We start from the raw sequence: 20,364 nt of genomic DNA on the forward strand, positions 1-20,364 counted from the left end.
GGTCAGCGGGCGATGATGCTGGTGATGCGGGTGAACTCCCGCATCAGGTCGTATCCGTCCCAGGTGGCGGCGAAGCTGAGCGCATCACCGATCGGGACGATCCGGTCCACACCGCGACCGGCCACAGTCCGGGCGAAATCGACTAGTTCTTCGGCTTTGAACCCGAAATGGGTGACGGTCTGGTCGCGGCGAACCACGAGCGGGGCGAGCTCGGCCAGCGTGTCGACCCGCGCCTGCGGGAAGGTGCCGACGCCGAGCCAGCGTCGCGGGATGTCCGCCGGATCGGCGAGCTCCACCGTCGCCAACTCGTTGCCGTCGAAACGAATGGCAGTCGCGGTGCCGTCGACGGCCAGTCCGTACGTGGCGACCCGCTTCTCCACCGCCATCGCCGCGTCGACCTCCGGCCGCTTGCCGTCCAGCACCGCCCGCAAGCGGGCCAACAGGTCGGTCCGGGCCGCCTCGGTGGCCGCCGCGTCGCCGACCCAGTACAGGGTGCGCGGTGAGGAGCACGCCGCCTGGTCGAACCAGTACGAGTCGTTGTAGAGCCCGAGAGCCGCCGCGTCCCGCTCCCGCTCGTCGGCGCCCAACCAACCGGCGCTGCTGAGAACGGTGAACGACGAACGGTCCGGGAAGGTCACGTCGCGGGCGTGCGGAGCGAGCGGGTGCCGTCGGATCTCGTTCACCGAGCGGTCCCCGCCCCAGATGACCCGGAGGTCGGCCGCGGCGGAGAGCGCTCCCGTGACGACGTCGTCACGCCCGTACGTCACCATCCGCTGAGTCTGCCGAACCGCTTCGTCCGCCTCGGCCAGGGTGTCGTTCAGGGCGTCGAGAACGGCGTCCGCCGCACCTGCCGAGCGGGACGAGATTCGAACCACGTTGGCGTTGCCGGCCAGAGCGGAGAGCGCCCACGAGTAGACGAAGATGGTGTCCACGTTCGCGGGCGGCACGTGGAAGACCGTGCCTCGGGGAAAGCGCAGCTGTCCCGGCTCGTCGGCCACTCGGGCCAACAGCTTGTTGATCTCCGCGCGACGCAGGAAGAAGCCGAGTGACCCCAGTTCGGGGTAGCGCCGGGCGACGGCCGGACGGAGCAGCCGCCGCGCGAACGCGACGAGGAACTCCACCACCCGATCGTCACCGACGGTGAGCGGCCCGCCCGCCGGGGTGTTCCGCAGAGCCGCCAGCAGGTCGTCGACGTCGATCGCACCGCCGGCGGGGAACCTCTCGATGACCTTGCTCATGCCGCCTCCGCAAAGGTGTCGCTGCAGCCACGGGCCTCCGCCCGCGGCAGGCGTCCCAGGATCGAGAAGCGCTTACCCGGCCAGACGCCGTCGTCGACGCCGTGCACCACGCCCTGGTCCTCGGTGAGCAGCAGGTGCCCGGGGTACGACCGCGGCAGGGTGCTGACCACCTGGACGACGCCCGGCGTGCCGACCGGCACCTCCTCCCAGGTGCGGGGGTCGCGGATGATGATGTCGGAGAAGTCCGGGCAGTACAGCCCTCCGCCGTCCGTCCCCTCCAGGAACGTCAGCCCGATCTGCTCGACCATGCCGTAGAAATTGTGGATCCGCCGCAGCCCGGTCTCCTCGGCAAAACGGCGCCGGAACTCGTCGTTGTCGACAGCCCGGTCCGTCAGCTTCTTCCACCCACCACTGTGGATCAGAATGCCGTTGCTCAGGTCGAGCTTGTTCTCCCGTGCCAGCTCGTAGAGGTAGAGCCAGGTCATGAAGGTGAAGCCGAAGATGAGGAACGGCTGGTCACCGTGCTTGTCGAGGAAGGCGCGCACCGCCTCCAGGTCGGGCCGGTCGTTCTCGTCGAGCACGAACGTGTGATCGCGGCCGAAGTTCATCAGGCCGAGCACTCCGGCGCCGCGGGCCGAGAACGACCGACGGTCCTTGAACAGTGCCCGGGTGTCGACCAGCAGCATCGGCAGCCGGCGCGGCCCGATCACCGGGCTGAGCGTCGCAGACAGCATCTTCTGCTGCAGCCCGGCCGCCTCCTTGTCGAGGTAGATGCGGCTCACGTCGCCGGTCGTACCGGACGAGGTGAGCACCTTGAACACCTCGTCGTCGGTGATGCTCTTGAGCACGTGGTGCTTGAACAGCCGTACCGGCAGCCAGGGCAGATCCGCGATCCGCTCGTAACGCCGTCCGGGATGATGGCCGAGCGAGGCGAGCAGCCGCGCGTACTCCGGACTGTTGGCCCGGTGATGCTCGGTGAGCTCGACCAGCTCCGGCAGCAGCCGCGCTTCACGAGTGGCCTGGTCGAGGGTGAACAGGGTCATACCTGCGCCTCCAGGGAGCGGTAATCAATCTTGCCGTTGGGCAGTTGCGGCAACCGCTCGATGGTTCGGACGTCGAATCCGGACCGGTGCAGCTTGAGCCGCTCGGCGAGCCGTCCGGCGAGGTCGCGGGCGGCATTTTCGTCGATGCCCTCGACGAAGACGACGACCTTGTCCGGACCGGACACCACGACCACCGGTCCCTGGTCACGCAGCATCTCCTCGATGTCGTGCAGGTTGACCCGAATACCGAAGATCTTGCCGAACCGCTTGATCCGACCACGCAGCCAGACGAACCCGTCCTCGTCGAGGTGGCCGAGGTCACCGGTGCGCAGCACCCCGCCCTGGTCGTCACCCCGAGTCAGGTCGGCGGAGTTCTCGGCGTACCCCATCATCACGTTCGGACCGCGGTACACCAGCTCCCCGATCACGCCCGGGGCTGCCGTCTCGGCGCCCTCGGCGTTCACCACGCTGAAGGACCCACCGGCCAGCGCGGGCCCGACCGAGCCCACCCGGGCCGGCAGCGCGTCCGCGGGCAGCGTGCTCATTCGCGGGCCGGCCTCCGTGCAGCCCCACATGACGTGGAACCGGCCCCCGGCCGCACTGATCTTCTCGTGGAAGGCGAGGATCATCTCGTCGCGCAGCTTGCCGCCGGCCTGCGTGAGGGTACGGATCGACGGATACTTCGCGGGTGACCAGCGGATGCGGTGCAGCATCTCGTAGTTGTAGGGGACGCCGGCCAGCGACGTCGCGCCGTACGTCTGCACCGCCTGCCAGAACTCCCGGGCCAGCACACCGCCGTCGATCACCAGCACGGTGGCGCCGGCCGCGAGATGGCTGTTGAGCACGGACATGCCGAAGCTGTAATACAGCGGCAGGCTGGTCGGCGCGATCTCGTCCGGGCCGATCGCCAACGCCTCGGCGATGGCCGCGGCGTTCGACGACACCGCGGAGCTGGAGAGCCGGACGAACTTCGGATCACCGGTCGAACCTGAGGTCGCCAGCAGCACGGCCAGCTCCGGGTGCGGCTGGTCGGCCGGCGGGACCTCCCGGCGCCACACCGGCCCGAGGACTTCGTCGTCCACCTGCTGGTAGGACTTCGGTCGCTCGCCCGAGTCCGCGCCCGCGCCGCCTTCTGCCAGGCCGACGACCACCGCCGGTTCGAACCGACCGATGAAATCGGCGAGCACGGCGGGGTCGAGCGCCGGGTCCAGCAGGGCGACCGCCCGTCCAGCGCGCAGCGCACCGGCGTACCGCAGCACAGTCGGCACCGACGTGCCGGCGCGGGCGAAGACGACGCCCGGCGGCAGGGCCGCGTACGCCTCGGCCGTGCGGTCGACCGCGGCGCTGAGCTCCGCTCCGGCGAGGATCTCACCGGTGGCGGCGTCGATGAGCCGCGCCGATGGTGCGATGAGATTCATGCGACAAGTCCCCCGTCGACGCCGAGCACCTGCCCGGTGACGTACCGTGCGCCATCCCCGGCGAGGAACCGGATCACGTCGGCGACCTCGTCGGCGTCACCGAGGCGGCCGAGCGCGGCGGCGCCCGCCTGCTTGTCGAGCACCTCCGCCGGGAGGCCGGCGGTGAGGTCGGTACGGATGACCCCGGGGGCCACCGCGTTCACCCGGACACCCCGACCGCCCAGTTCCCGCGCTGCGGAGCGGGCCAGCGCCGCGACCGCCGCCTTCGAGGCCGCGTACACGGACTGGCCGGCCGCGCCGTAGATGCCGACGACCGATGCCAGCAGCACGATCGAGCCGCCCCGACGCTCGCTGCCGTCGGACGCCTTCCGGCGACGCGCCATCGCCCGACCGGCCGCCTGCACCGCGGCGACGGCACCCGAGACGTTGACGTCCAGGGTGCGGCGAACGTCCTCGCCGCGCAGCATGCCGAGCAGGCCGTTCTCCATGATCCCGGCGTTGGCGACCAGAATGTCGAGCCCACCGTGCTCGGTGGTGACCCGCTTGACCGCCGTGCCGACCGCGTCGAAGTCCGCGACGTCGAGACCCAGGCCGTACCCGCCGAACTCCTTGGCCACGGTCGCGGCGTTGGCCGCGTCCCGACCGGTGATGACCACGGTCGCGCCGGCGTCGGTGAGTGCCCGGGCGGTCGCCAGACCGATGCCCCGGGTCCCGCCCGTGACCAGCGCGACGCGGCCGGTCAGCTCACTCATCGACGGAGAGGCCCCGAAGCATGTCGAGCGCAACCTTGAAGCTGCTCATGTCGATGACCTGGTCGGTCTCCAGCTGGACGTCGAACTCGTCCTCGATCGCGGCGACCAGGGTCATGTGTCCCAGGGAGTCCCACTGCTCGATCCCGCGGTAGTTGAGGTTCTCCACATCCGTGCCCTCGGGCAGCTCCAGCGCGTCCACGAAGACGGCACGCAGGCGGTCGTTCAGGGTCATGGTCGAGTATCTCCGTCGTTCTCGGTGGCTCGTGGTGACGGGCGTCACTGATCGTCGCGGCTGGCGGCGGGTGCGCCCCACACCTGAGTCTCTCCCCGCGCCTCGGCGCGGGCTCTGCGGGCTGCGTTCTCGGCTCGTACCCGGTCCGCTTCGCCGCGGAGGTATTCCTGGTCGTAGCGCTGGAAGACGCGGGCCGGATTGCCCGAGACCAAACTGTAGGCGGGAACGTCCTTGGTCACCACCGACAGGGGGCTGATCGTGGCGCAGTCACCGATCGTGACTCCCATCATGATCACGCTGTTGCCACCGATGAAGCAACCCTTGCCGATCTTGACCGGCTTGCGCTCGATCAGATCGCTGCCCGAATGGTTCTCCAGCATCATGTTCGCCAGCCAGCTGGAGTGGGTGAAGACCAGGCAGTTCAACCCGATGCTGGTGTGGTCACCGATCTCCAGCCCACCGCTGGCGTCCAGAACCGTGTTCTCACCGACCCAGCAGTGCTCGCCCATGAAGAGGTTCTCCGGGCTGACGATCTTCGTACGTTCACGGATCCGAGTGGTCTCCGGAAGACCCAGGTAGCGCGCCCGCTCGACGTCGTTGAGCAGGTTACCGACGAGATCGTTCAGGATGGCGGGGCGCAGCCGGTTGCTGCGCTCGTCGTCGAGGAACATGTTCAGACTCGCCCCGTCATGCGCTCGAAGGCGTCCAGGTGCTGGCGGGTCACCACGTCGAGGGTGAAGTGGCCGTAGACCAGGTCCCGCTGCCGCTTGGCGATGATTTCCCGCTCCTCTGGATCGTCCAGCAGCCGGATCACCGCGTCGGCGAGCCCGCTCGGATCGTTCGGCGGAACCAGCACGAAGTTCTCCCAGTTGCGGAGCTGGACCGCAGGGAAATTGGTCTCGGTGACCGTGCCGATGGTCGCCCGGCCGGACGCCATCGCCTCCAGGCTCGCCGTGCCGAATCCACCGCCCTGCAGATCGTGCGCGACGACGTCGGCCGCGGCGAAGTACGCGGGCACCTCGGTCGAGGGGACGACGCCCGTGGTGATGATGGCCTCGCTGACGCCGAGTTCGGCAGCCCGCTTGGCGAAGGCGTCGTAGTAGACCCGGCCGATGACCATCACCTTGGTCTCGGGGTGCTTGCCGAGGATCGTCGGCAGCGCCTCAACCAGGGCGAGGCGGTCCCGCAACGGGATCACGTGGCCGAGGGACACGATCAGAGGAGCGTCGCCGACACCGTGTCGCGAGCGGATGTCGAGTGTCGACTCGACGGCGAATCGTGACGGTTCGACCGCGACTGGGATGTACTCGTAATCCACCGTGGTCGCACCGTAACGCTGCGCACAGTAGCTGGCGGCCAGCTCATCCATGATCACGTATCGCGGGTGGAACCGCGTGATGATCGGCTTGACCAGGCACCGGTCCAGCACCTTGAAGAGCGCGGCGTACTTCGGATCGGGGCTCTCCAGCCGGGTGTGGATGGAGAGCAGCACGGGCAGCTTGCGTCGGCGCGCGTACCAGCCGGAGATCCAGCTCAGATCGAAGAACTGACCGTGCTGGTGGATGACGTCGGGCCCGAACTCGTCCAACAGCCGCCGGACCCGGCGCATGTTGCCCGGCCGGGCCAGGGCGAACGCCATGTCGAAGTCGATGGAGAGGCCGAGCTTCGGCATCGGCATCGCCGGCAGCCGCACGACCTTGTAGCCGTGACGCTCCTCCTCGGCGGGAGCACCGGGATACGCCGCGGTTAGCACCAACACCTCGTGGCCTGCGGCGACATAACGCTCCGCCAACGCAGCTGCCAGGTGCGAACTCCCGCCGGGACGGGGCGGAAAGAAGTTGTTGACGACCGCGATCCGCACAGCGGTACTCCTGTCGAGGTCGGCGAAGGGTCGGGGGGGTCCGGCCCATCGGTGGATAGTACGCCGGGCCAGGAGAGTTGTCGGGAGGCGAGCGGGCCCACGCTACCTCAGCCGGCACCGGCGGTGGAACCTGACCGCCCCGGCAACCGCACGGCCCCAACCGTGCACGGCGACAACAGTCCCCGGTGGAACGACCCACCAGGGACTGTCGCCGTGCCGGCCGGGACGGACGTGGCGCCGGTGACGCGACGGCCGTGACCGCGGCAAGCGGAACGGCTCGCCCAGCGGCCTTGCGACGGCGGATCTCCGGTGATGCCGGCGCCCGCCGTCAAGGTCAGTACGGGCTGTCAGGCGGGTAACGCCGGGTCACGCCACCTCGGTCTTGATCAGGTCGGTCATCCCGTCCTCGACCGCGATGGTCGGCTCCCAGCCGAGCACCTCACGAGCCCGGGTGATGTCGGCGGCGCGGCGGCTGACCAGCACCTCACGCGGGTTGAACTGCGGCTGGACGTCGACGCCGACGGCGTTGATCAGGATCTCGGCCAGGCTGGCGATCGAGGTGTCGAGGCCGGTGCCGATGTTGACCGGCACGTTGCCCTGCTCGGCCTCCATCGCCATGACGACCGAACGCGCGATGTCGTGGACGTGGATGAAGTCCATCGACTGCTCGCCCTTGCCGTCGATGACCGGCGGCTCGCCGTTCTTCAACCGCTTCACGAAGTGGTTGATGACCGAGGTGTAGTAGGCGGTCGGCTTCTGGCCCGGGCCGTACACGTTGAAGAAGCGCAGGGCGATCCAGTTCAGGCCCTTGCTGCGCTGGTAGAAGCCGAGCAGGTCCTCACCGGCGCGCTTCGAGATGCAGTACGGGGTGAGCGGGTCGAGCCGGTCGTCCTCGTGCATCGGCAGCTTCTGCGGGTCGCCGTAGACCGAGGCCGACGAGGCGAAGACCAGCCGCTTGACACCGTGGTCGGCGGCGGCGGCGAAGACGTTGTGGTTGCCGACCATGTTGATGTCGATCGACTCGTACGGGTCGGCCTGGCTCTTGTTGATCGAGACCGCGGCGAGGTGGATGACGTAGTCGCAGCCCTTCATGGCCGCGTGGACCGCGCCGCCGTAACGGACGTCCTGGTCGATCAGCTCGACGTCGCCGGTGGCGACGAGTTCGTTGATCCGGTCCCGGTCACCGCGGAACATGTTGTCGAAGATGCGGACCCGGTAGCCCTTCTCCAACAGCATCGGCACCACGTGCAGGCCGATGAAACCGGCGCCTCCGGTGATGAAGACGGTCTGCTTCGACATGGCGGAGCCTGTCCTTCCTTGGGGGATCAGCGGCCGGTGGCCGTGGTGTTGACGACGTCGATGAGCGTGGTGGCCACGGTCTCGACCTGCGCGTCGGTGAGGTTGGCGTGCATCGGGATGGCCAGGTGGCGGGCGAAGAGGTCCGCCGAGACCGGGCACGGCGCGGTCTCGCCGTAGAGCGGCTGGAGGTGCGAGGCGTACGTGCCGAAGGTGCACTGCACGCCGCGCTGGCGCAGCGCCATGGCGACCGTCCCCCGGTCGACCGAGGGCGCGAGCGTCACGACGTACGACTGCCAGGGGTGCTCGCGGTCGGGCGCCTCGTACGGCGTGGTGATGAGCTCGTGGTCCTTGAGCAGCTCACCGTAGCGGGCGGCGACGCGGCGCTTGGTGGCGAGCAGGTCGGGCAGCCGGTCGAGCTGGGCCAGCATGATGGCGGCCGAGATGTCGGAGAGCCGGTAGTTGTAGCCCAGCTCGGTGAAGGTCGGGATCGGCAGGTTCGACAGCTCGGCGCGGGTGAGCGCCCCCTCGACACCGTACGTGTGCAGCTTGCGCGCGTGCGTGGCGAGGTCCTCACGGTCGGTGACGTACGCCCCGCCCTCACCCGCCGTGATGCCCTTGCGGCCGTGGAAGCTGAACGTGGCCACGTCGGCGAGGCTGCCCGCCGGGCGACCCTTGTAGGTGGCGCCGGCCGAGCAGGCGGCGTCCTCCACCAGGAACAGGCCGTGCTTGTCGGCGACGGCGCGCAGCTCGTCGTAGTCGGCGGGCTGCCCGAAGGCGTCCACGGCGATGATGCCTACCGTGCGCGGGGTGATCGCGGCCTCGACGGCCGCCGGGTCGACGGTCCAGGTGTCGGGCCGGACGTCGGCGAAGACCGGGGTCGCGCCGGCCCACATCACCGAGTGGCCGGTGGCCGGGAAGGTGTAGTCGGCGACGACCACCTCGTCGCCGGGCTTCACGCCGAGGGTGAGCAGCGCCAGGTGCAGCGCCGAACCGCAGCTGCTGGTGGTGAGGGCGTGCCGGGTGCCGACGGCGGCGGCGAAGCGCTCCTCGAAACGACGAGCGGTCGGACCGCCGCCGGCGAGCCAGCCGGAGGCGAAGACCTCGGCGATGGCGGCCAGTTCCGGCTCCCCGACGGTGGGCTGACCGAGCGCGATGACCTCAGACATGTGACTCCCCCAGAGATGGACCCGCAGCAGTCTAGGGCAACCTCTGCAGTGGTGCCTCGGTCGGGCGCGGCGCGCTTGGTTACCATCGGTCCCGGCATCGGGCAGGGGAGACGAAATGACCAGGTTTGTGGTGGTGGGCGGCGGTATCGTCGGGCTCGCCGTGGCGCACCGGCTGATGATCGACCGGCCGGGTGACCAGGTCACCGTGCTCGAGAAGGAGGCCGGCTGGGCGGCCCACCAGACCGGCCACAACTCCGGCGTCATCCACGCCGGCGTCTACTACAAGCCCGGCAGCCTGAAGGCCACGCTCTGCAAGGCCGGCAGCGCCTCCATGGTCGAGTTCTGCCGCGAGCACGGGCTGGCGTACGACATCTGCGGCAAGCTGATCGTCGCCACCGACCCCGAGGAGCTGCCCCGGCTGCACGACCTGCACCAGCGGGCGCTCGCCAACGGCCTGCCGGCACGTCTGATCGAGGGGGCCGAGGCGGCCGAGTACGAGCCGCACGTGGCCGCCGTCGCGGCGCTGCACGTCTCCTCGACCGGCATCGTCGACTTCGGCGCGGTCTGCCGCAAGCTCGCCGAGCTGCTCACCGCGGGCGGGGCGGACCTGCGGACCGGCACCGAGGTGACCGGGGTGGTGACCCGCCCGGAGAGCGTCGTGGTCAGCACCACCGCGGGCGAGTTCGTCGCCGACGTGCTGATCAACTGCGCCGGTCTGCACGCCGACCGGATCTCGCGGCTGGCGGGCGTACCGACGCCGGTGCGGATCGTGCCGTTCCGCGGCGAGTACTACGAGCTGGTCCCGCAGCGACGCGACCTGGTGCACGGCCTGATCTACCCGGTGCCGGACCCGCAGTTCCCCTTCCTCGGCGTCCACCTGACCAAGATGATCGACGGCAGCGTGCACGCCGGGCCGAACGCGGTGCTGGCCACCGCCCGCGAGGGTTACTCCTGGAGCCGGGTCAGCCCCCGCGACGTCTGGGACGAACTCAGCTTCCGCGGGCTGTGGGCGCTGGGCCGGCAGCACTACCGGTACGGCCTGACCGAGGTGGCCCGGTCACTGTCGAAGAAGCGCTTCGCGGCCAGCCTGGCGCGGCTGGTGCCGGAGTTGACCGCCACGGACATCGTCCGGGCCGGGGCGGGCGTCCGCGCCCAGGCGATCCGGCCCGACGGCGGGCTGGTGGACGACTTCCTCATCGTCGAGGCCGACCGGCAGGTGCACGTGCTCAACGCGCCCTCCCCCGCGGCGACCAGCTCCCTGGAGATCGCGCGGCACATCGTCTCCCGGCTCCCGGTCGACGCCGTCCGCTGACCGACGCCGGCCCACTCGGTCCACAGCAGACCGCGCGATGGCTCTGCCACCGCCCCGCGACCGCGCCTCAGCGGTCGGCCGGCGCCGTCCGTCGCGGCCTCGGCACGGCCGCACCGGCCCCGAGCCCGACGGCCACCGCCTCCACCAGCGTCTCCAGGTAGCTGTCGGAGAGCGGGTTACGGGCGATGGCAAGCCGCCAGTAGAGCGGCCCGACGATGAGGTCGACGGCCGCCTCCGGGTCGGTGTCGGCGGGCAACTCACCCCGCCGCACGGCCAGCTCGATCATGTGCCCGCCGATCTCCTGCTGCCGGGCCCGCAGCACCTTCTGCAGGGTCTCGTCGATGGCCGGGTTGCGCGCGGCCTCGGCGAGCAGGTCGGGGATGATCTGCGAGGCGAGCGGGTGCCGCAGCGCGTGCGCCACCACCTGGAAGAGCAGCGCGAGGTCGCCGCGCAGGCTGCCGGTGTCCAGCGCGGGCAGCTTGCCGTGCGCGGCGGCCGCCACGATGTCCAGCACCAGCTCGACCTTGGAGCCCCACCGCCGGTAGATCGCGGTCTTGCTCACGCCCGCCCGGCGCGCCACCGCCTCGATCGAGAGGCGGCCATACCCCACCGCGGCGAGCTCCTGCATCAGGGCGCGGCGGATGGCCGCGGTGATGTCGCCCCGCAGCACCGCCGCCCCGGCCGGAGCCCGCCGTTTTCCGTCCGTCACCTGGGACTCTTTCCGCACGTCACGGGCACCACCCTAGCGCAACGACGATACGGTTGCGTCCCGACGTCTTTCGGACTACTGTCCACGCAGCGACGAGGCGGCGCTCCCCCGCACTGGCCACGTCTGAGACCATCGAGCGCGCAACACCTCGACCTCCAAGATCGGAGCGCCACACGCATGGCCAACACCGCGCTGGCCGACCCCGATGCTGGCCTGACCCAGGCCCAGCTGGCCGCCCGGTACGGACTCCGGGTTGCCGGCGAGCGGCCGTCCCTGGCCGACTACAGCCGGCGGCTCTGGCACTACCGGCACTTCATCGCCGCCTACGCCAACGCCAAGCTGGTCGCGTCGTACAGCAACGCCCGACTCGGGCAGCTCTGGCAGGTCCTCACCCCGCTGACCAACGCGGCGGTCTACTTCCTGATCTTCGGCATCGTGCTGGAGCAGAACAGCATTCCGAACTTCATCGCGTACCTCTGCACCGGACTGTTCATCTTCAACTTCACCCAGACCGCGGCACAGAACGGCACGCAGGCCATCAGCGGCAACCTCGGGCTGATCCGGGCGCTGCACTTCCCCCGCGCCTGCCTGCCGCTCGCGATCACGGTCACCCAGTTCCAGCAGCTGCTCGGCTCGCTGGTGGTGCTGCTCGCGATCGTGCTGGTGACCGGCGAGCCGATCACCCTCGCCTGGCTGATCCTGGTGCCGGCGGTCCTGCTCCAGACGATCTTCAACGCCGGTCTCACCATGGCGGTGGCCCGGATGGGCGCGAAGGTCTCCGACCTGCGGCAGGTCATGCCGTTCGTCATGCGGGCCTGGATGTACGGCTCCGGCGTGCTCTACAGCGTCGTCCTCTTCGAGAAGAGCCTGCCCGGCTGGGCCACCAAGCTGGTCGAGTTCAATCCGATGCTGGTCTACATCGAGCTGGCCCGGGTCGCGCTGCTGGAGGAGGCGCCGGTGCTCAACTCGTCCCTTCCCCAGCTGTGGCTGGTCGCCACCGGCTGGGCGATCGTGATGGGCGTCGGGGGTTACCTCTACTTCTGGCGCGGCGAACAGGAGTACGGCCGTGGCTGAGCTGAACGAGGCGTCGAACGATGCGACGCTCACGCTCCCGCAGATCCGCGAACGCATCCCCACCGTGGTCGTCGACGACGCGCACGTGATCTACCGCGTGCACAAGGGGGCCAGCGGCGCCAGCAGCCCGGTGGCCGCGTTGCGCCGGATGATGACCCGCACCTCCGAGCCGAACATCCGGGAGGTGCACGCGGTCAAGGGAGTCAGCTTCACCGCGTACCGGGGTGAGGCGATCGGCCTGATCGGCAGCAACGGCTCCGGCAAGTCCACCCTGCTGCGCGCCATCGCCGGCCTGCTGCCGGTGAACCGGGGCGGGATCTACACCCAGGGCCAGCCGTCGCTGCTCGGGGTGAACGCGGCCCTGCTCAACGACCTCCCTGGCGAGCGGAACGTGGTGCTGGGCTGCCTGGCGATGGGCATGTCCCCGGCCGAGGTGCAGCGGCAGACCCCGGAGATCATCGAGTTCTCCGGCATCAACCAGCGCGGCGACTTCGCCTCGCTGCCGATGCGCACCTACTCCTCGGGCATGGCGGCCCGGCTCCGCTTCTCGATCGCGGCGGCGAAGAAGCACGACGTGCTGCTCATCGACGAGGCGCTCGCCACCGGCGACAAGGGCTTCCGCAAGCGCAGCGAGCAGCGGGTGCGCGAACTGCGGGAGAGCGCCGGAACCGTCTTCCTGGTCAGCCACCAGCTCTCCTCGGTCCGGGACACGTGTGAACGGACGATCTGGCTGGAATCAGGCGTACTCCGGATGGACGGACCCACCGACGAGGTCGTGCGGGCGTACGAGGCGTTCGCCAACGGCAAGTGATCCGGCGACGGGGCGGCCGCACCTGCACGGGTGCGGCCGCCCCGTCGCCGCCGTTGGGGCGCCGAAGTTGACGCGTTAAGGTTCATCCCGTCGCCGCCTGGGCGGAATTTCTCGTTAACGCAAGCCTGGAAGTGAGGATCGGCAATGACGCAGGACCACACCACTGGCCCGGACGCCGCCCCGGAGAATCCGGCACCCTGGCGCCCCTCGCGGACAGTGGCTGTGATCCTCGCCGGTGGGACAGGTACCCGCCTCGGGCTCGGCATCCCCAAGCAGCTGCTGAAGATCGCCGGCAAGCCGATCATCGAGCACACCCTGGCCGTCTTCGAGTCCGCGCCGGAGATCGACGAGATCATCGTGCTGATGGCCAGCGGCCACGTCGGCGAGGCGCAGGAGATCGTCGACAAGGCCGGCTTCCGCAAGGTCGGCAAGGTGATCGAGGGTGGCGAGAGCCGCAACGAGACCACCCGCATCGCGCTCGACGCGGTCGGCGAGGGGGACTGCAACATCCTCTTCCACGACGCGGTACGGCCCCTGGTCAGCCACCGGATCGTCCGCGAGTGCGTGAACGCCCTCTGGACCTACTCGGCGGTCGACGTGGCCATCCCGTCGGCCGACACGATCATCCAGGTGGACGAGGAAGAGTGCATCACCGACATCCCGGTGCGCTCCTCCCTGCGCCGCGGCCAGACCCCGCAGGCGTTCCGCTCCGGCACCATCCGGGAGGCGTACCGGCTGGCCGAGGGCGACCCGCACTTCGCCGCCACCGACGACTGCGGCGTGGTGCTGCACTACCTGCCCGGCACGCCGATCAAGGTGATCGACGGCTCGGACGAGAACATCAAGGTCACCCACCCGGTCGACGTCCACCTCGCGGACAAGCTCTTCCAGCTCGCCGCCGCGCGGGTGCCCCGGCTCGCCGACCACCGCAGCTACCGCGAGGAGCTGACCGGGCGGACCGTGGTCGTCTTCGGCGGCAGCTACGGCATCGGCCACGACCTGGCCGAGCTGGCCCGCCGGCACGGCGCCCAGGTCTTCGCGTTCAGCCGGAGCAGCACGGAGACCCACGTCGAGCGGCCGGAGGACGTCGAGGCGGCGCTGAAGACGGCGTTCGAAGCGACCGGGCGGATCGACCACGTGGTGGTCACCGCGGGCGTCCTGGAGAAGGGCAACCTCGCCGAGATGGACGAGGAGACCATGGACCGGGTCCTCCAGGTCAACTTCGTCGGGCCGGTCACCGTCGCCCGCCTGGCCCTGCCCTACCTCCAGCAGACCAAGGGGCAGCTGCTGCTCTACACCTCCAGCTCGTACACCCGGGGTCGGGCGCGCTACGCGCTCTACTCGGCCACCAAGGCGGCACTGGTCAACCTCACCCAGGCGCTGGCCGACGAGTGGGCCGACGTCGGTGTCCGGGTCAACTGCGTCAACCCGGAGCGGACGGCCACCCCGATGCGTACCCGGGCCTTCGGCGAGGAGCCGGAGCACACCCTGCTCTCGGCCGAGGCGGTGGCGCAGGCCTCGCTGGACGTGCTGATCTCGGAACTCACCGGGCAGGTCATCGACGTACGCCGGCCGCAGGGCGAGGCGCCGCAGACGGTCCCGGCCCAGGCGGTGCCCTCCGACGGTGGCACGACCGCCACCCCGGCGACCGCCGGCTGACGTCGAACGTCTGCTGACCGCGAACGGCGGTTGAACGGAGCGACATGCGTGGTGACCTGTTCCGCAAGCTGATCGCTCGATGCCTGAGCATCGGGCTGGCCGTACTGGCCTTCCTCACCGCCGCGCTGACCGGCGCGACCGGCTGGGGCCTCGCGCTGGCGGTCGCCGCCCTCGCGGCGGCGGCCGTGGAGCGGCGGATCCGTCCCGGCGCGGACACCGCCGCCGAGACGACGTTGATCGCCGCGGCCGTGCTGGTCGCGTACGCACGACGGCTCGACCACGGGTTCGACCCGGCGCTGGCCGCCACCGCGCTCGCCCTGCTCGGGCTGGTGCTGCTGGTCGGGCCCTTGCGGCAGGCCGGCGACCTGGAGGTCCGCACCGCGAACCTGCCGGTGCGGTCCTGGGCCCCGCTGGTCGCCACGCACCTCGGCGACGCGCTGCTCGGGCTGCTCGCCGTGGTGGCGCTGGCCGCCGCGGCGACCCTGCCGGCGCTGACGGCGCTGGTGGCGGCCGTGCTGGTCGGCGCCGGCGCCGGTGCGGTCGGGGCGGACCTGGCCCGGCGACGCTTCCGGCCGTCCGCGTCGGGCGGGGCGACGGCGCGGGCGCTGCGCGCGTACGAACCGGAGTTCGTCCTCTACTTCTCCGCACCGCCCGGGTCGGAGTACCAGGTCACCATGTGGCTGCCGTACCTGGAGCGGATCGGCCGCCCGTTCCTGGTGGTGCTCCGCGAGCCGGAGTTCCTGGCGCCGGTCGCCGCCGCCACCACCGCCCCGGTGGTCTACTGCCCCACCCTGCGGGCGCTGGACGAGGTGCTGGTGCCGAGCCTGAAGGCGGCGTTCTACGTCAACCACGGCGCCAAGAACAGCCACTTCATCCGGTTCACCCAGCTGACCCACGTGCAGCTGCACCACGGCGACAGCGACAAGGCGCCGAGCGCCAACCCGGTCTCCGCGATCTTCGACCGGATCTTCGTGGCCGGGCAGGCCGCGATCGAGCGGTACGCGCGCGTCGGCGTGGAGATCCCGGCGGAGAAGTTCGTGGTGGTCGGCCGCCCGCAGGTCGAGTCGATCGAGGTTCGCACCGAGCGGCTGCCCGCGCTGACCCCCCGCACCGTCCTCTACACCCCGACCTGGACCGGCCACCACGCGGACGCCGACTACTGCTCGCTGCCGGTGGCCGAGCCGCTGCTGCGGCGGCTGCTGGACCGGGGCGCGACGGTCATCCTGCGCGCACACCCGTACACCACGCAGAACCCGGCGTCCGCCCGGCAGCTCGGCCGGCTGACCGAGCTGCTCGCCGCCGACCGGGCCCGGACCGGCCGGCAGCACCTCTGGGGCGCGGCCGCGAGCCGGGACCTGAGCCTGGTGGAGTGCGTGAACCGCTCCGACGCCCTGGTCTCCGACGTCTCCGGAGTCATCTCGGACTACCTCTACTCCGGCAAGCCGTTCGCGGTGACGGACATGGGGGCCGACGGCGACGCGTTCACCGAGCGGTTCCCGCTGGCGGCCGCCGGGTACGTGCTGCGCCGGAACATGGCCGACCTGGACGAGGTGCTGGACCGGTTGCTCGACACCGACCCGCTCTCCGCGCAGCGCTGGGAGACCCGGCGACGCTACCTCGGCGACTTCCCGGCCGAGTCGTACGCCGAGGCCTTCCTCGCCGCCGCCCGGCGCGAGCTGGAGCCGGCCGGACGGACGCCGACGCCGCGCGTCGGCCGGCCGGCCGCAGCGGAGGCGGCACCCCTGCCGACCGCCTGAGGCCGGCCGCTCAGCGGTACGACTCGACGAGCGCCAGCACCGCCTCCGGGTCCTCGACGTGGGCGTTGTGGCCGAGCCCGGCAAGCGTGGCGACCGGAACCCCGTAGCGCCGCAGCTGCGCGTCGGTGACCAACGGGTCGTGTTCGCCGCGCGCCAGCAGGATCGGCACGTCGGTGGCGGCGAGCAGCGCCGACAGGTCCGGCTCGCCGACCGCGAACGCCGCGGGGTCCATGGCCAGTCGCCAGCGCCCATCCACCTGGCGCAGCCCGGCCGTCACCCTCGGATCGTCGGGGGCGACCAGTCCGGCCAGCCCGGAGACCCGCAGGTAGCGCTCGGCGGCGGCGTCGCGGTCGGCGTACCAGGCGACCGGACGGGCGGCCAGCTCCCGCGCCTTCGCCAACTCGGCGCCGGACCAGACCGCCTTGATGCCGAGCCCGACGACAGCGGCGACCGGTAATCCGGCGTCCCGCGCGGCGAGCGTCAGGCCGACCACGCCGCCGAGCGAGTGCCCCAGCACGATCAGGCGGTCGTCCGGTGCGAGCGCCTCGGCCACCCGCTCGGCCAGCGTGCCGAAGTCGTAGGCGGGCAGCGGTGGTGAGGTGCCGTGGCCGGCGAGGTCCGGCGCCAGCCAGCGCCCCTCCCACCGGCGTTCCAGCAGGGCCGCCCAGGGCAGCCACACCTCGCCGGTCGCGCCCATGCCGTGCAGCAGCAGGAGCGCGGGCCGGCCGGGCGTACGGGCACCGGCGTCGGTCATGGACGCAGTCTGCCATCGCGGCGTCGGCAGGGCGAGGGTGGAGATCCGGTACGACGACGGGCGCCGGCCCCTTGATCAGGTGCCGGCGCCCGAGGTGAACGCGATCGTCAGGCGGAGTAACCGCGGGAGGTGATCCAGTTCGCCAGGTCGATCGTGGTGATCCAGTACGACGGCACCGCCGGGTTCGCCGAGTCGGCGATCTTCACGGTGCGGCCCTGGTCCCGGTAGCCGACGACGGCGATGTAGTGCCCGCCGCCGAAGGAGTGCCAGCCGCCGTCGGTGTCGACGGCGTCGCCGACGATGTTCGCGACCACGCCGCGCCCGTCGGTGATGGCGCGGACGATGTCGGCCTGGAGCCGGTCCATCTGGGCGGGACGCGGCGCGGTCGGGAACATGGTGGTCTTGTACGGGTTGCCCTTGACCACCGCGTTCAGCACCCGGGTGGTGTCCTCGGCGGAGTTGGTGCCCATCTCGGTGGTGCCGAGCTGCGTGGCGAGGTCGTCCTGGCCGCGCTCGATGCCGGTGGCGCTGAGCGCGTTGCGGGTGGCGGCGGGCCCGCAGTAGTAGAAGGTGGTCTGCGCCTGGTAGTCGTAGTCGAGGACCTTGCTCGACGGCGGCTTCGGCGGGGTCGGCTTGCGGGTCAGGTCGGGGTTCGCGGCCTTCTTCGCCGCCGGTGCGCCGGCGGTGGGCGAGCTGGCCGTGGGCGAGTCGGCCGCCGGTGTGGTGGGCTGCTGCTCGCTGAGCGAGGCGATGCCGGCGTCGCTGCGCAGTTCGGCCGCGACCGCGGCGGAGGCGCGCTGCGCGGCGGGCGCCTCGTCGGCGCCGTTGAGCAGGGCGCCGGTGGTGGTCGCCAGCACCAGCGCCGCGGCCGAGGCGGCGGCGATCTGGTACGGCCGCGCGGCGGCCAGGCGACGGAGCTGACGCTTCAGGGTGTGCTTCACGGTTCCTCCACGGTTCGGGGGTGAGCGACCGGCCGCCGTACCGGGAATCGGGTAGGCGTCACCGCGCGGACCTGGTCCGCGTGCGGTTGGTGGATCGCTCAGGGGATCGCCCGGTGGACCGGGCGGCGTGACGCGGGTGCCGGATCAGCTCGCCGCTACGAGGCGGGCGAGCGCGGGCACCGGGGCGCCGTGGAGGTTCGGGGACGGCCGAGGGGTGGGTTCGTGCACCACAGGGATGGAACTCCTTCCGGCACCGCCTACCGGGTTAGCTGACGGATTCGGGCGGGAAGATCGCCCTACCGCGGGCCGTGGCTCGCGGATTCACCCCGGACGTACATGTGGGTCCCCGGCTCGTGAAGAACAACGATTAGGCGGGTCGGCGCGGCGTCGCCTCTTGCGATCGGGTACCGCACCGGACGGGCCGACACTACTGGTCGACGAGGAGCCTGCCAACCCTTCGCCACCTGCTTAAACCTGTTCCGTCTGACAATTTTTCCGGGCGTTTGGCCGCTGACGGGACTCAATGGGACGGGCAGTTACGGCGGCGTTCGGGGGGCGCAACAGGACGGGCCGACGACAACCTTGTCAAAGGGCCGGGATGATTCGAACCGGCTGGACCCGCTGACCGTTTCCGGGCCGTTGTGACCGGGCTCACGGAGTTGCCGGCGGAATTCGACCGACATCCGCCGGCACGGCGATCAACTCCCACCCTGAGGTGCGGGGTCCGGACGACCGGGCCGCCCGATCTTCCAGGAGACGAGTCGGTCGGGGAGCGGCCCGGTCAGCCGACCCTCGCCGGGTGCCAACGGGCGGTCACCAGGCGGGCGGGGGCGGTGCTCGCCGGCCGGGTCGCCGTCGACCGGCCCGGCCGGACGCGGACCGCCGCCGCGTACGCCTCGGTGGCCAGCGCGCGGGCCGCCTCGGCGGCGAGTTCGGCGTCCCGCCAGGCGCGACGCTCCCGCTCCTGAGCGGCCCGGTATCCGGCCAGCCGGCCGTCCCGGACCACCCGGGCCAGGCGCACCTCCTGCTCGACCGGGTGCAGACGGGGATCCCAGCCGTCGCGGTGTCCGAAGACGTCGCCGAGTTGGCGCAGGGTGAGATCGCCCCGCCAGTACGCCGCCGTGGCCGCCCGGTGCAGGTGCCGCTCCCGGGCCGCGTACTCCGCTGGGGTGTGGGGCGTGCGGGGCGTCGGCAGGGCGCCCGCGCCGGCGAACCGGCGGGCGGCGCTGTCGGCCTCGTCGTACGCCGCCCAGGCCCGGTCCAGATCGGCCTGGGCGGTCGACCACGCGTCCCGTCTCCGTCGGGCGGTCTGCGCCGCGCCCGCGGCGGCGACCGCCACCTCCTCGGCGTACCGGCGCAGGTCTGTCGCCTCGGCCGTCGCCAACTCCCGGTCGGACGGCACGGTCGGGGCGCTCCGGTCGTCCTCCGGGCGGTCGCGTTCGGGGCGGGCGACCAGCACGGTGAGCACGATCAGGGCCAGTACCAGCAGGGCCGACCAGATGGCGGCGGCCTGCGGCACCTCGACGAGGAACTGGTAGAGGACGGTTTTCTCCATGTCGACACCTCGGGGCAGGCAGACGCGAATGCGGGAAGCCGCCCGGCCACCCGGGGCGGGGCCGACTCGGCCGCGCGGGGCGCCGGGGCGGGCGCGGTTGACGCGTTCGGCGGGCGCGGCGGGAGGGTTTCCTGCTCCCGCCGACGGGTCAGGCGCCGGGCGGGGCCCGGGGCGCTCGAACGGTCGGGATCGCGTTGCGCTGCGGGTGCGCCTCGGTGGCCGCGACGGCGACCGCGGCGGCCACCGGTGCGACCAGGGCGAACGGCTCGACTGTGACACCGGGCGCGGACGGTGCGGCGGCCGGCGGGCCGGCGGCCTCGGCGGTGCTCTGCGGTGCGACGGTGCCGTGCGCGACGGCGACGACCGGGGAGTCGGGCGCGCCGACGAACGTGGGAGCGCAGTCGCAGGCCCACGAGCCGGTGAGCGACGGCGACTCGGTGGTGGCCTGCGGGTGCGGAGCCCCGAACGGCGCCAGCGACCCGACGGTCAACGCGCCGGCCACCGCGAGGCTGGCCAGCAACCGAGCGGCCCAACGCGCCACCCACCACAGGGGATCGGTGAGCGCGAAGGAAGGCATGGGGCAACGCTACCCCCGCACCACCGGAGTCGCACGGTAGCCGGGCGTGTCGCGACGCCGCGCCGACCGCACCGACCAGGGTGGACGTCCCAGCTCAGGGGCAGTTTGGCACCGAGTCGGAGGGACACCCGGGGCCGGGGAAGCCGAGCGGCGGCGGGGCCGTCCGGCCCGCTCGACGAGGCGAGTCGAGCCGGCTCGGCCCGCGG

19 protein-coding genes and 1 riboswitch are annotated in these 20,364 nt (G+C 71.4%); of the genes, 5 read left to right on the forward strand and 14 right to left on the reverse strand.

Going from position 1 to position 20,364, the window contains the following annotated elements; all coding sequences use genetic code 11:
- Positions 1-2: 2 nt before the first annotated feature.
- From D7147_RS26780 to D7147_RS26820, 9 genes are all read right to left on the reverse strand, one after another.
- On the reverse strand, positions 3-1,238 hold the full coding sequence (locus D7147_RS26780; RefSeq protein ID WP_120682512.1) for an acyl-CoA reductase: 1,236 nt from the start codon (positions 1,236-1,238) through the stop codon (positions 3-5).
- On the reverse strand, positions 1,235-2,281 hold the full coding sequence (locus D7147_RS26785) for a LuxE/PaaK family acyltransferase (RefSeq protein ID WP_120682514.1): 1,047 nt from the start codon (positions 2,279-2,281) through the stop codon (positions 1,235-1,237). Before D7147_RS26785 ends, D7147_RS26780 begins: the two co-directional genes overlap by 4 nt.
- The gene (locus D7147_RS26790; RefSeq protein ID WP_120682516.1) at positions 2,278-3,699 is read right to left on the reverse strand and encodes an AMP-binding protein; all 1,422 of its coding nucleotides are present in this window, start codon (positions 3,697-3,699) and stop codon (positions 2,278-2,280) included. The genes D7147_RS26785 and D7147_RS26790 overlap by 4 nt, the downstream gene beginning before the upstream one ends.
- The gene (locus D7147_RS26795; RefSeq protein WP_120682518.1) at positions 3,696-4,451 is read right to left on the reverse strand and encodes an SDR family NAD(P)-dependent oxidoreductase; all 756 of its coding nucleotides are present in this window, start codon (positions 4,449-4,451) and stop codon (positions 3,696-3,698) included. The genes D7147_RS26790 and D7147_RS26795 overlap by 4 nt, the downstream gene beginning before the upstream one ends.
- Entirely contained in the window at positions 4,444-4,683 is a 240-nt protein-coding gene (locus D7147_RS26800; protein WP_120682520.1) for an acyl carrier protein, read from the reverse strand. Before D7147_RS26800 ends, D7147_RS26795 begins: the two co-directional genes overlap by 8 nt.
- Before the next feature lie 44 nt (positions 4,684-4,727).
- Positions 4,728-5,354 (reverse strand): acyltransferase, encoded by a 627-nt coding sequence (locus D7147_RS26805; RefSeq protein ID WP_120682522.1) that lies wholly within the window; start codon positions 5,352-5,354, stop codon positions 4,728-4,730.
- Positions 5,355-5,356: 2 nt separating this feature from the next.
- Complete coding sequence (locus D7147_RS26810; RefSeq protein WP_120682524.1) at positions 5,357-6,544, reverse strand: glycosyltransferase family 4 protein; 1,188 nt, start codon at positions 6,542-6,544, stop codon at positions 5,357-5,359.
- Between the two features lie 366 nt (positions 6,545-6,910).
- Positions 6,911-7,843, reverse strand: a complete 933-nt coding sequence (locus tag D7147_RS26815) for an NAD-dependent epimerase/dehydratase family protein (RefSeq protein WP_120682526.1) — start codon at positions 7,841-7,843, stop codon at positions 6,911-6,913.
- A gap of 26 nt (positions 7,844-7,869) precedes the next feature.
- Positions 7,870-9,009 (reverse strand): DegT/DnrJ/EryC1/StrS family aminotransferase, encoded by a 1,140-nt coding sequence (locus tag D7147_RS26820; protein WP_120682528.1) that lies wholly within the window; start codon positions 9,007-9,009, stop codon positions 7,870-7,872.
- Positions 9,010-9,124: 115 nt separating this feature from the next.
- Here D7147_RS26820 and lhgO point away from each other — a divergent pair, with 115 nt between their 5' ends.
- A complete protein-coding gene (gene lhgO, locus D7147_RS26825) occupies positions 9,125-10,321 on the forward strand; it encodes an L-2-hydroxyglutarate oxidase (RefSeq protein WP_120682530.1) in 1,197 nt (398 codons plus the stop codon).
- Between the two features lie 67 nt (positions 10,322-10,388).
- Here the strand turns inward: lhgO and D7147_RS26830 are convergent, their stop codons facing one another.
- Positions 10,389-10,991 (reverse strand): TetR/AcrR family transcriptional regulator, encoded by a 603-nt coding sequence (locus tag D7147_RS26830; protein WP_120682794.1) that lies wholly within the window; start codon positions 10,989-10,991, stop codon positions 10,389-10,391.
- A gap of 216 nt (positions 10,992-11,207) precedes the next feature.
- Between D7147_RS26830 and D7147_RS26835 the strand changes: the two genes are divergently transcribed.
- The 4 genes from D7147_RS26835 to D7147_RS26850 all read left to right on the forward strand — a co-directional run bounded on the left by D7147_RS26835 (position 11,208) and on the right by D7147_RS26850 (position 16,331).
- Positions 11,208-12,104: an ABC transporter permease gene (locus D7147_RS26835; RefSeq protein WP_120682532.1), complete on the forward strand. Its 897-nt coding sequence runs from the start codon at positions 11,208-11,210 to the stop codon at positions 12,102-12,104.
- A gap of 1 nt (position 12,105) precedes the next feature.
- On the forward strand, positions 12,106-12,915 hold the full coding sequence (locus tag D7147_RS26840) for an ABC transporter ATP-binding protein (protein WP_120682796.1): 810 nt from the start codon (positions 12,106-12,108) through the stop codon (positions 12,913-12,915).
- A 144-nt stretch (positions 12,916-13,059) separates the two neighbouring features.
- Positions 13,060-14,574 (forward strand): bifunctional cytidylyltransferase/SDR family oxidoreductase, encoded by a 1,515-nt coding sequence (locus D7147_RS26845; RefSeq protein ID WP_120682534.1) that lies wholly within the window; start codon positions 13,060-13,062, stop codon positions 14,572-14,574.
- A gap of 44 nt (positions 14,575-14,618) precedes the next feature.
- Positions 14,619-16,331 (forward strand): CDP-glycerol glycerophosphotransferase family protein, encoded by a 1,713-nt coding sequence (locus D7147_RS26850; RefSeq protein ID WP_120682536.1) that lies wholly within the window; start codon positions 14,619-14,621, stop codon positions 16,329-16,331.
- A gap of 10 nt (positions 16,332-16,341) precedes the next feature.
- Here the strand turns inward: D7147_RS26850 and D7147_RS26855 are convergent, their stop codons facing one another.
- The 4 genes from D7147_RS26855 to D7147_RS26870 all read right to left on the reverse strand — a co-directional run bounded on the left by D7147_RS26855 (position 16,342) and on the right by D7147_RS26870 (position 20,158).
- Positions 16,342-17,085 (reverse strand): alpha/beta fold hydrolase, encoded by a 744-nt coding sequence (locus D7147_RS26855; protein WP_120682538.1) that lies wholly within the window; start codon positions 17,083-17,085, stop codon positions 16,342-16,344.
- Between the two features lie 107 nt (positions 17,086-17,192).
- Complete coding sequence (locus D7147_RS26860) at positions 17,193-18,026, reverse strand: C39 family peptidase (RefSeq protein WP_120682540.1); 834 nt, start codon at positions 18,024-18,026, stop codon at positions 17,193-17,195.
- A 239-nt stretch (positions 18,027-18,265) separates the two neighbouring features.
- A riboswitch (cyclic di-AMP (ydaO/yuaA leader) is annotated at positions 18,266-18,410 on the reverse strand.
- Between the two features lie 397 nt (positions 18,411-18,807).
- Positions 18,808-19,581, reverse strand: coding sequence for a hypothetical protein (locus D7147_RS26865; RefSeq protein ID WP_120682542.1), 774 nt, complete (start codon positions 19,579-19,581; stop codon positions 18,808-18,810).
- A 148-nt stretch (positions 19,582-19,729) separates the two neighbouring features.
- Positions 19,730-20,158 (reverse strand): hypothetical protein, encoded by a 429-nt coding sequence (locus D7147_RS26870; protein ID WP_147437452.1) that lies wholly within the window; start codon positions 20,156-20,158, stop codon positions 19,730-19,732.
- Positions 20,159-20,364: the final 206 nt, after the last annotated feature.

Origin of the sequence: Micromonospora musae, from assembly GCF_003626545.1 — a bacterium.
Taxonomy (GTDB): Bacteria; Actinomycetota; Actinomycetes; order Mycobacteriales; family Micromonosporaceae; genus Micromonospora; species Micromonospora musae.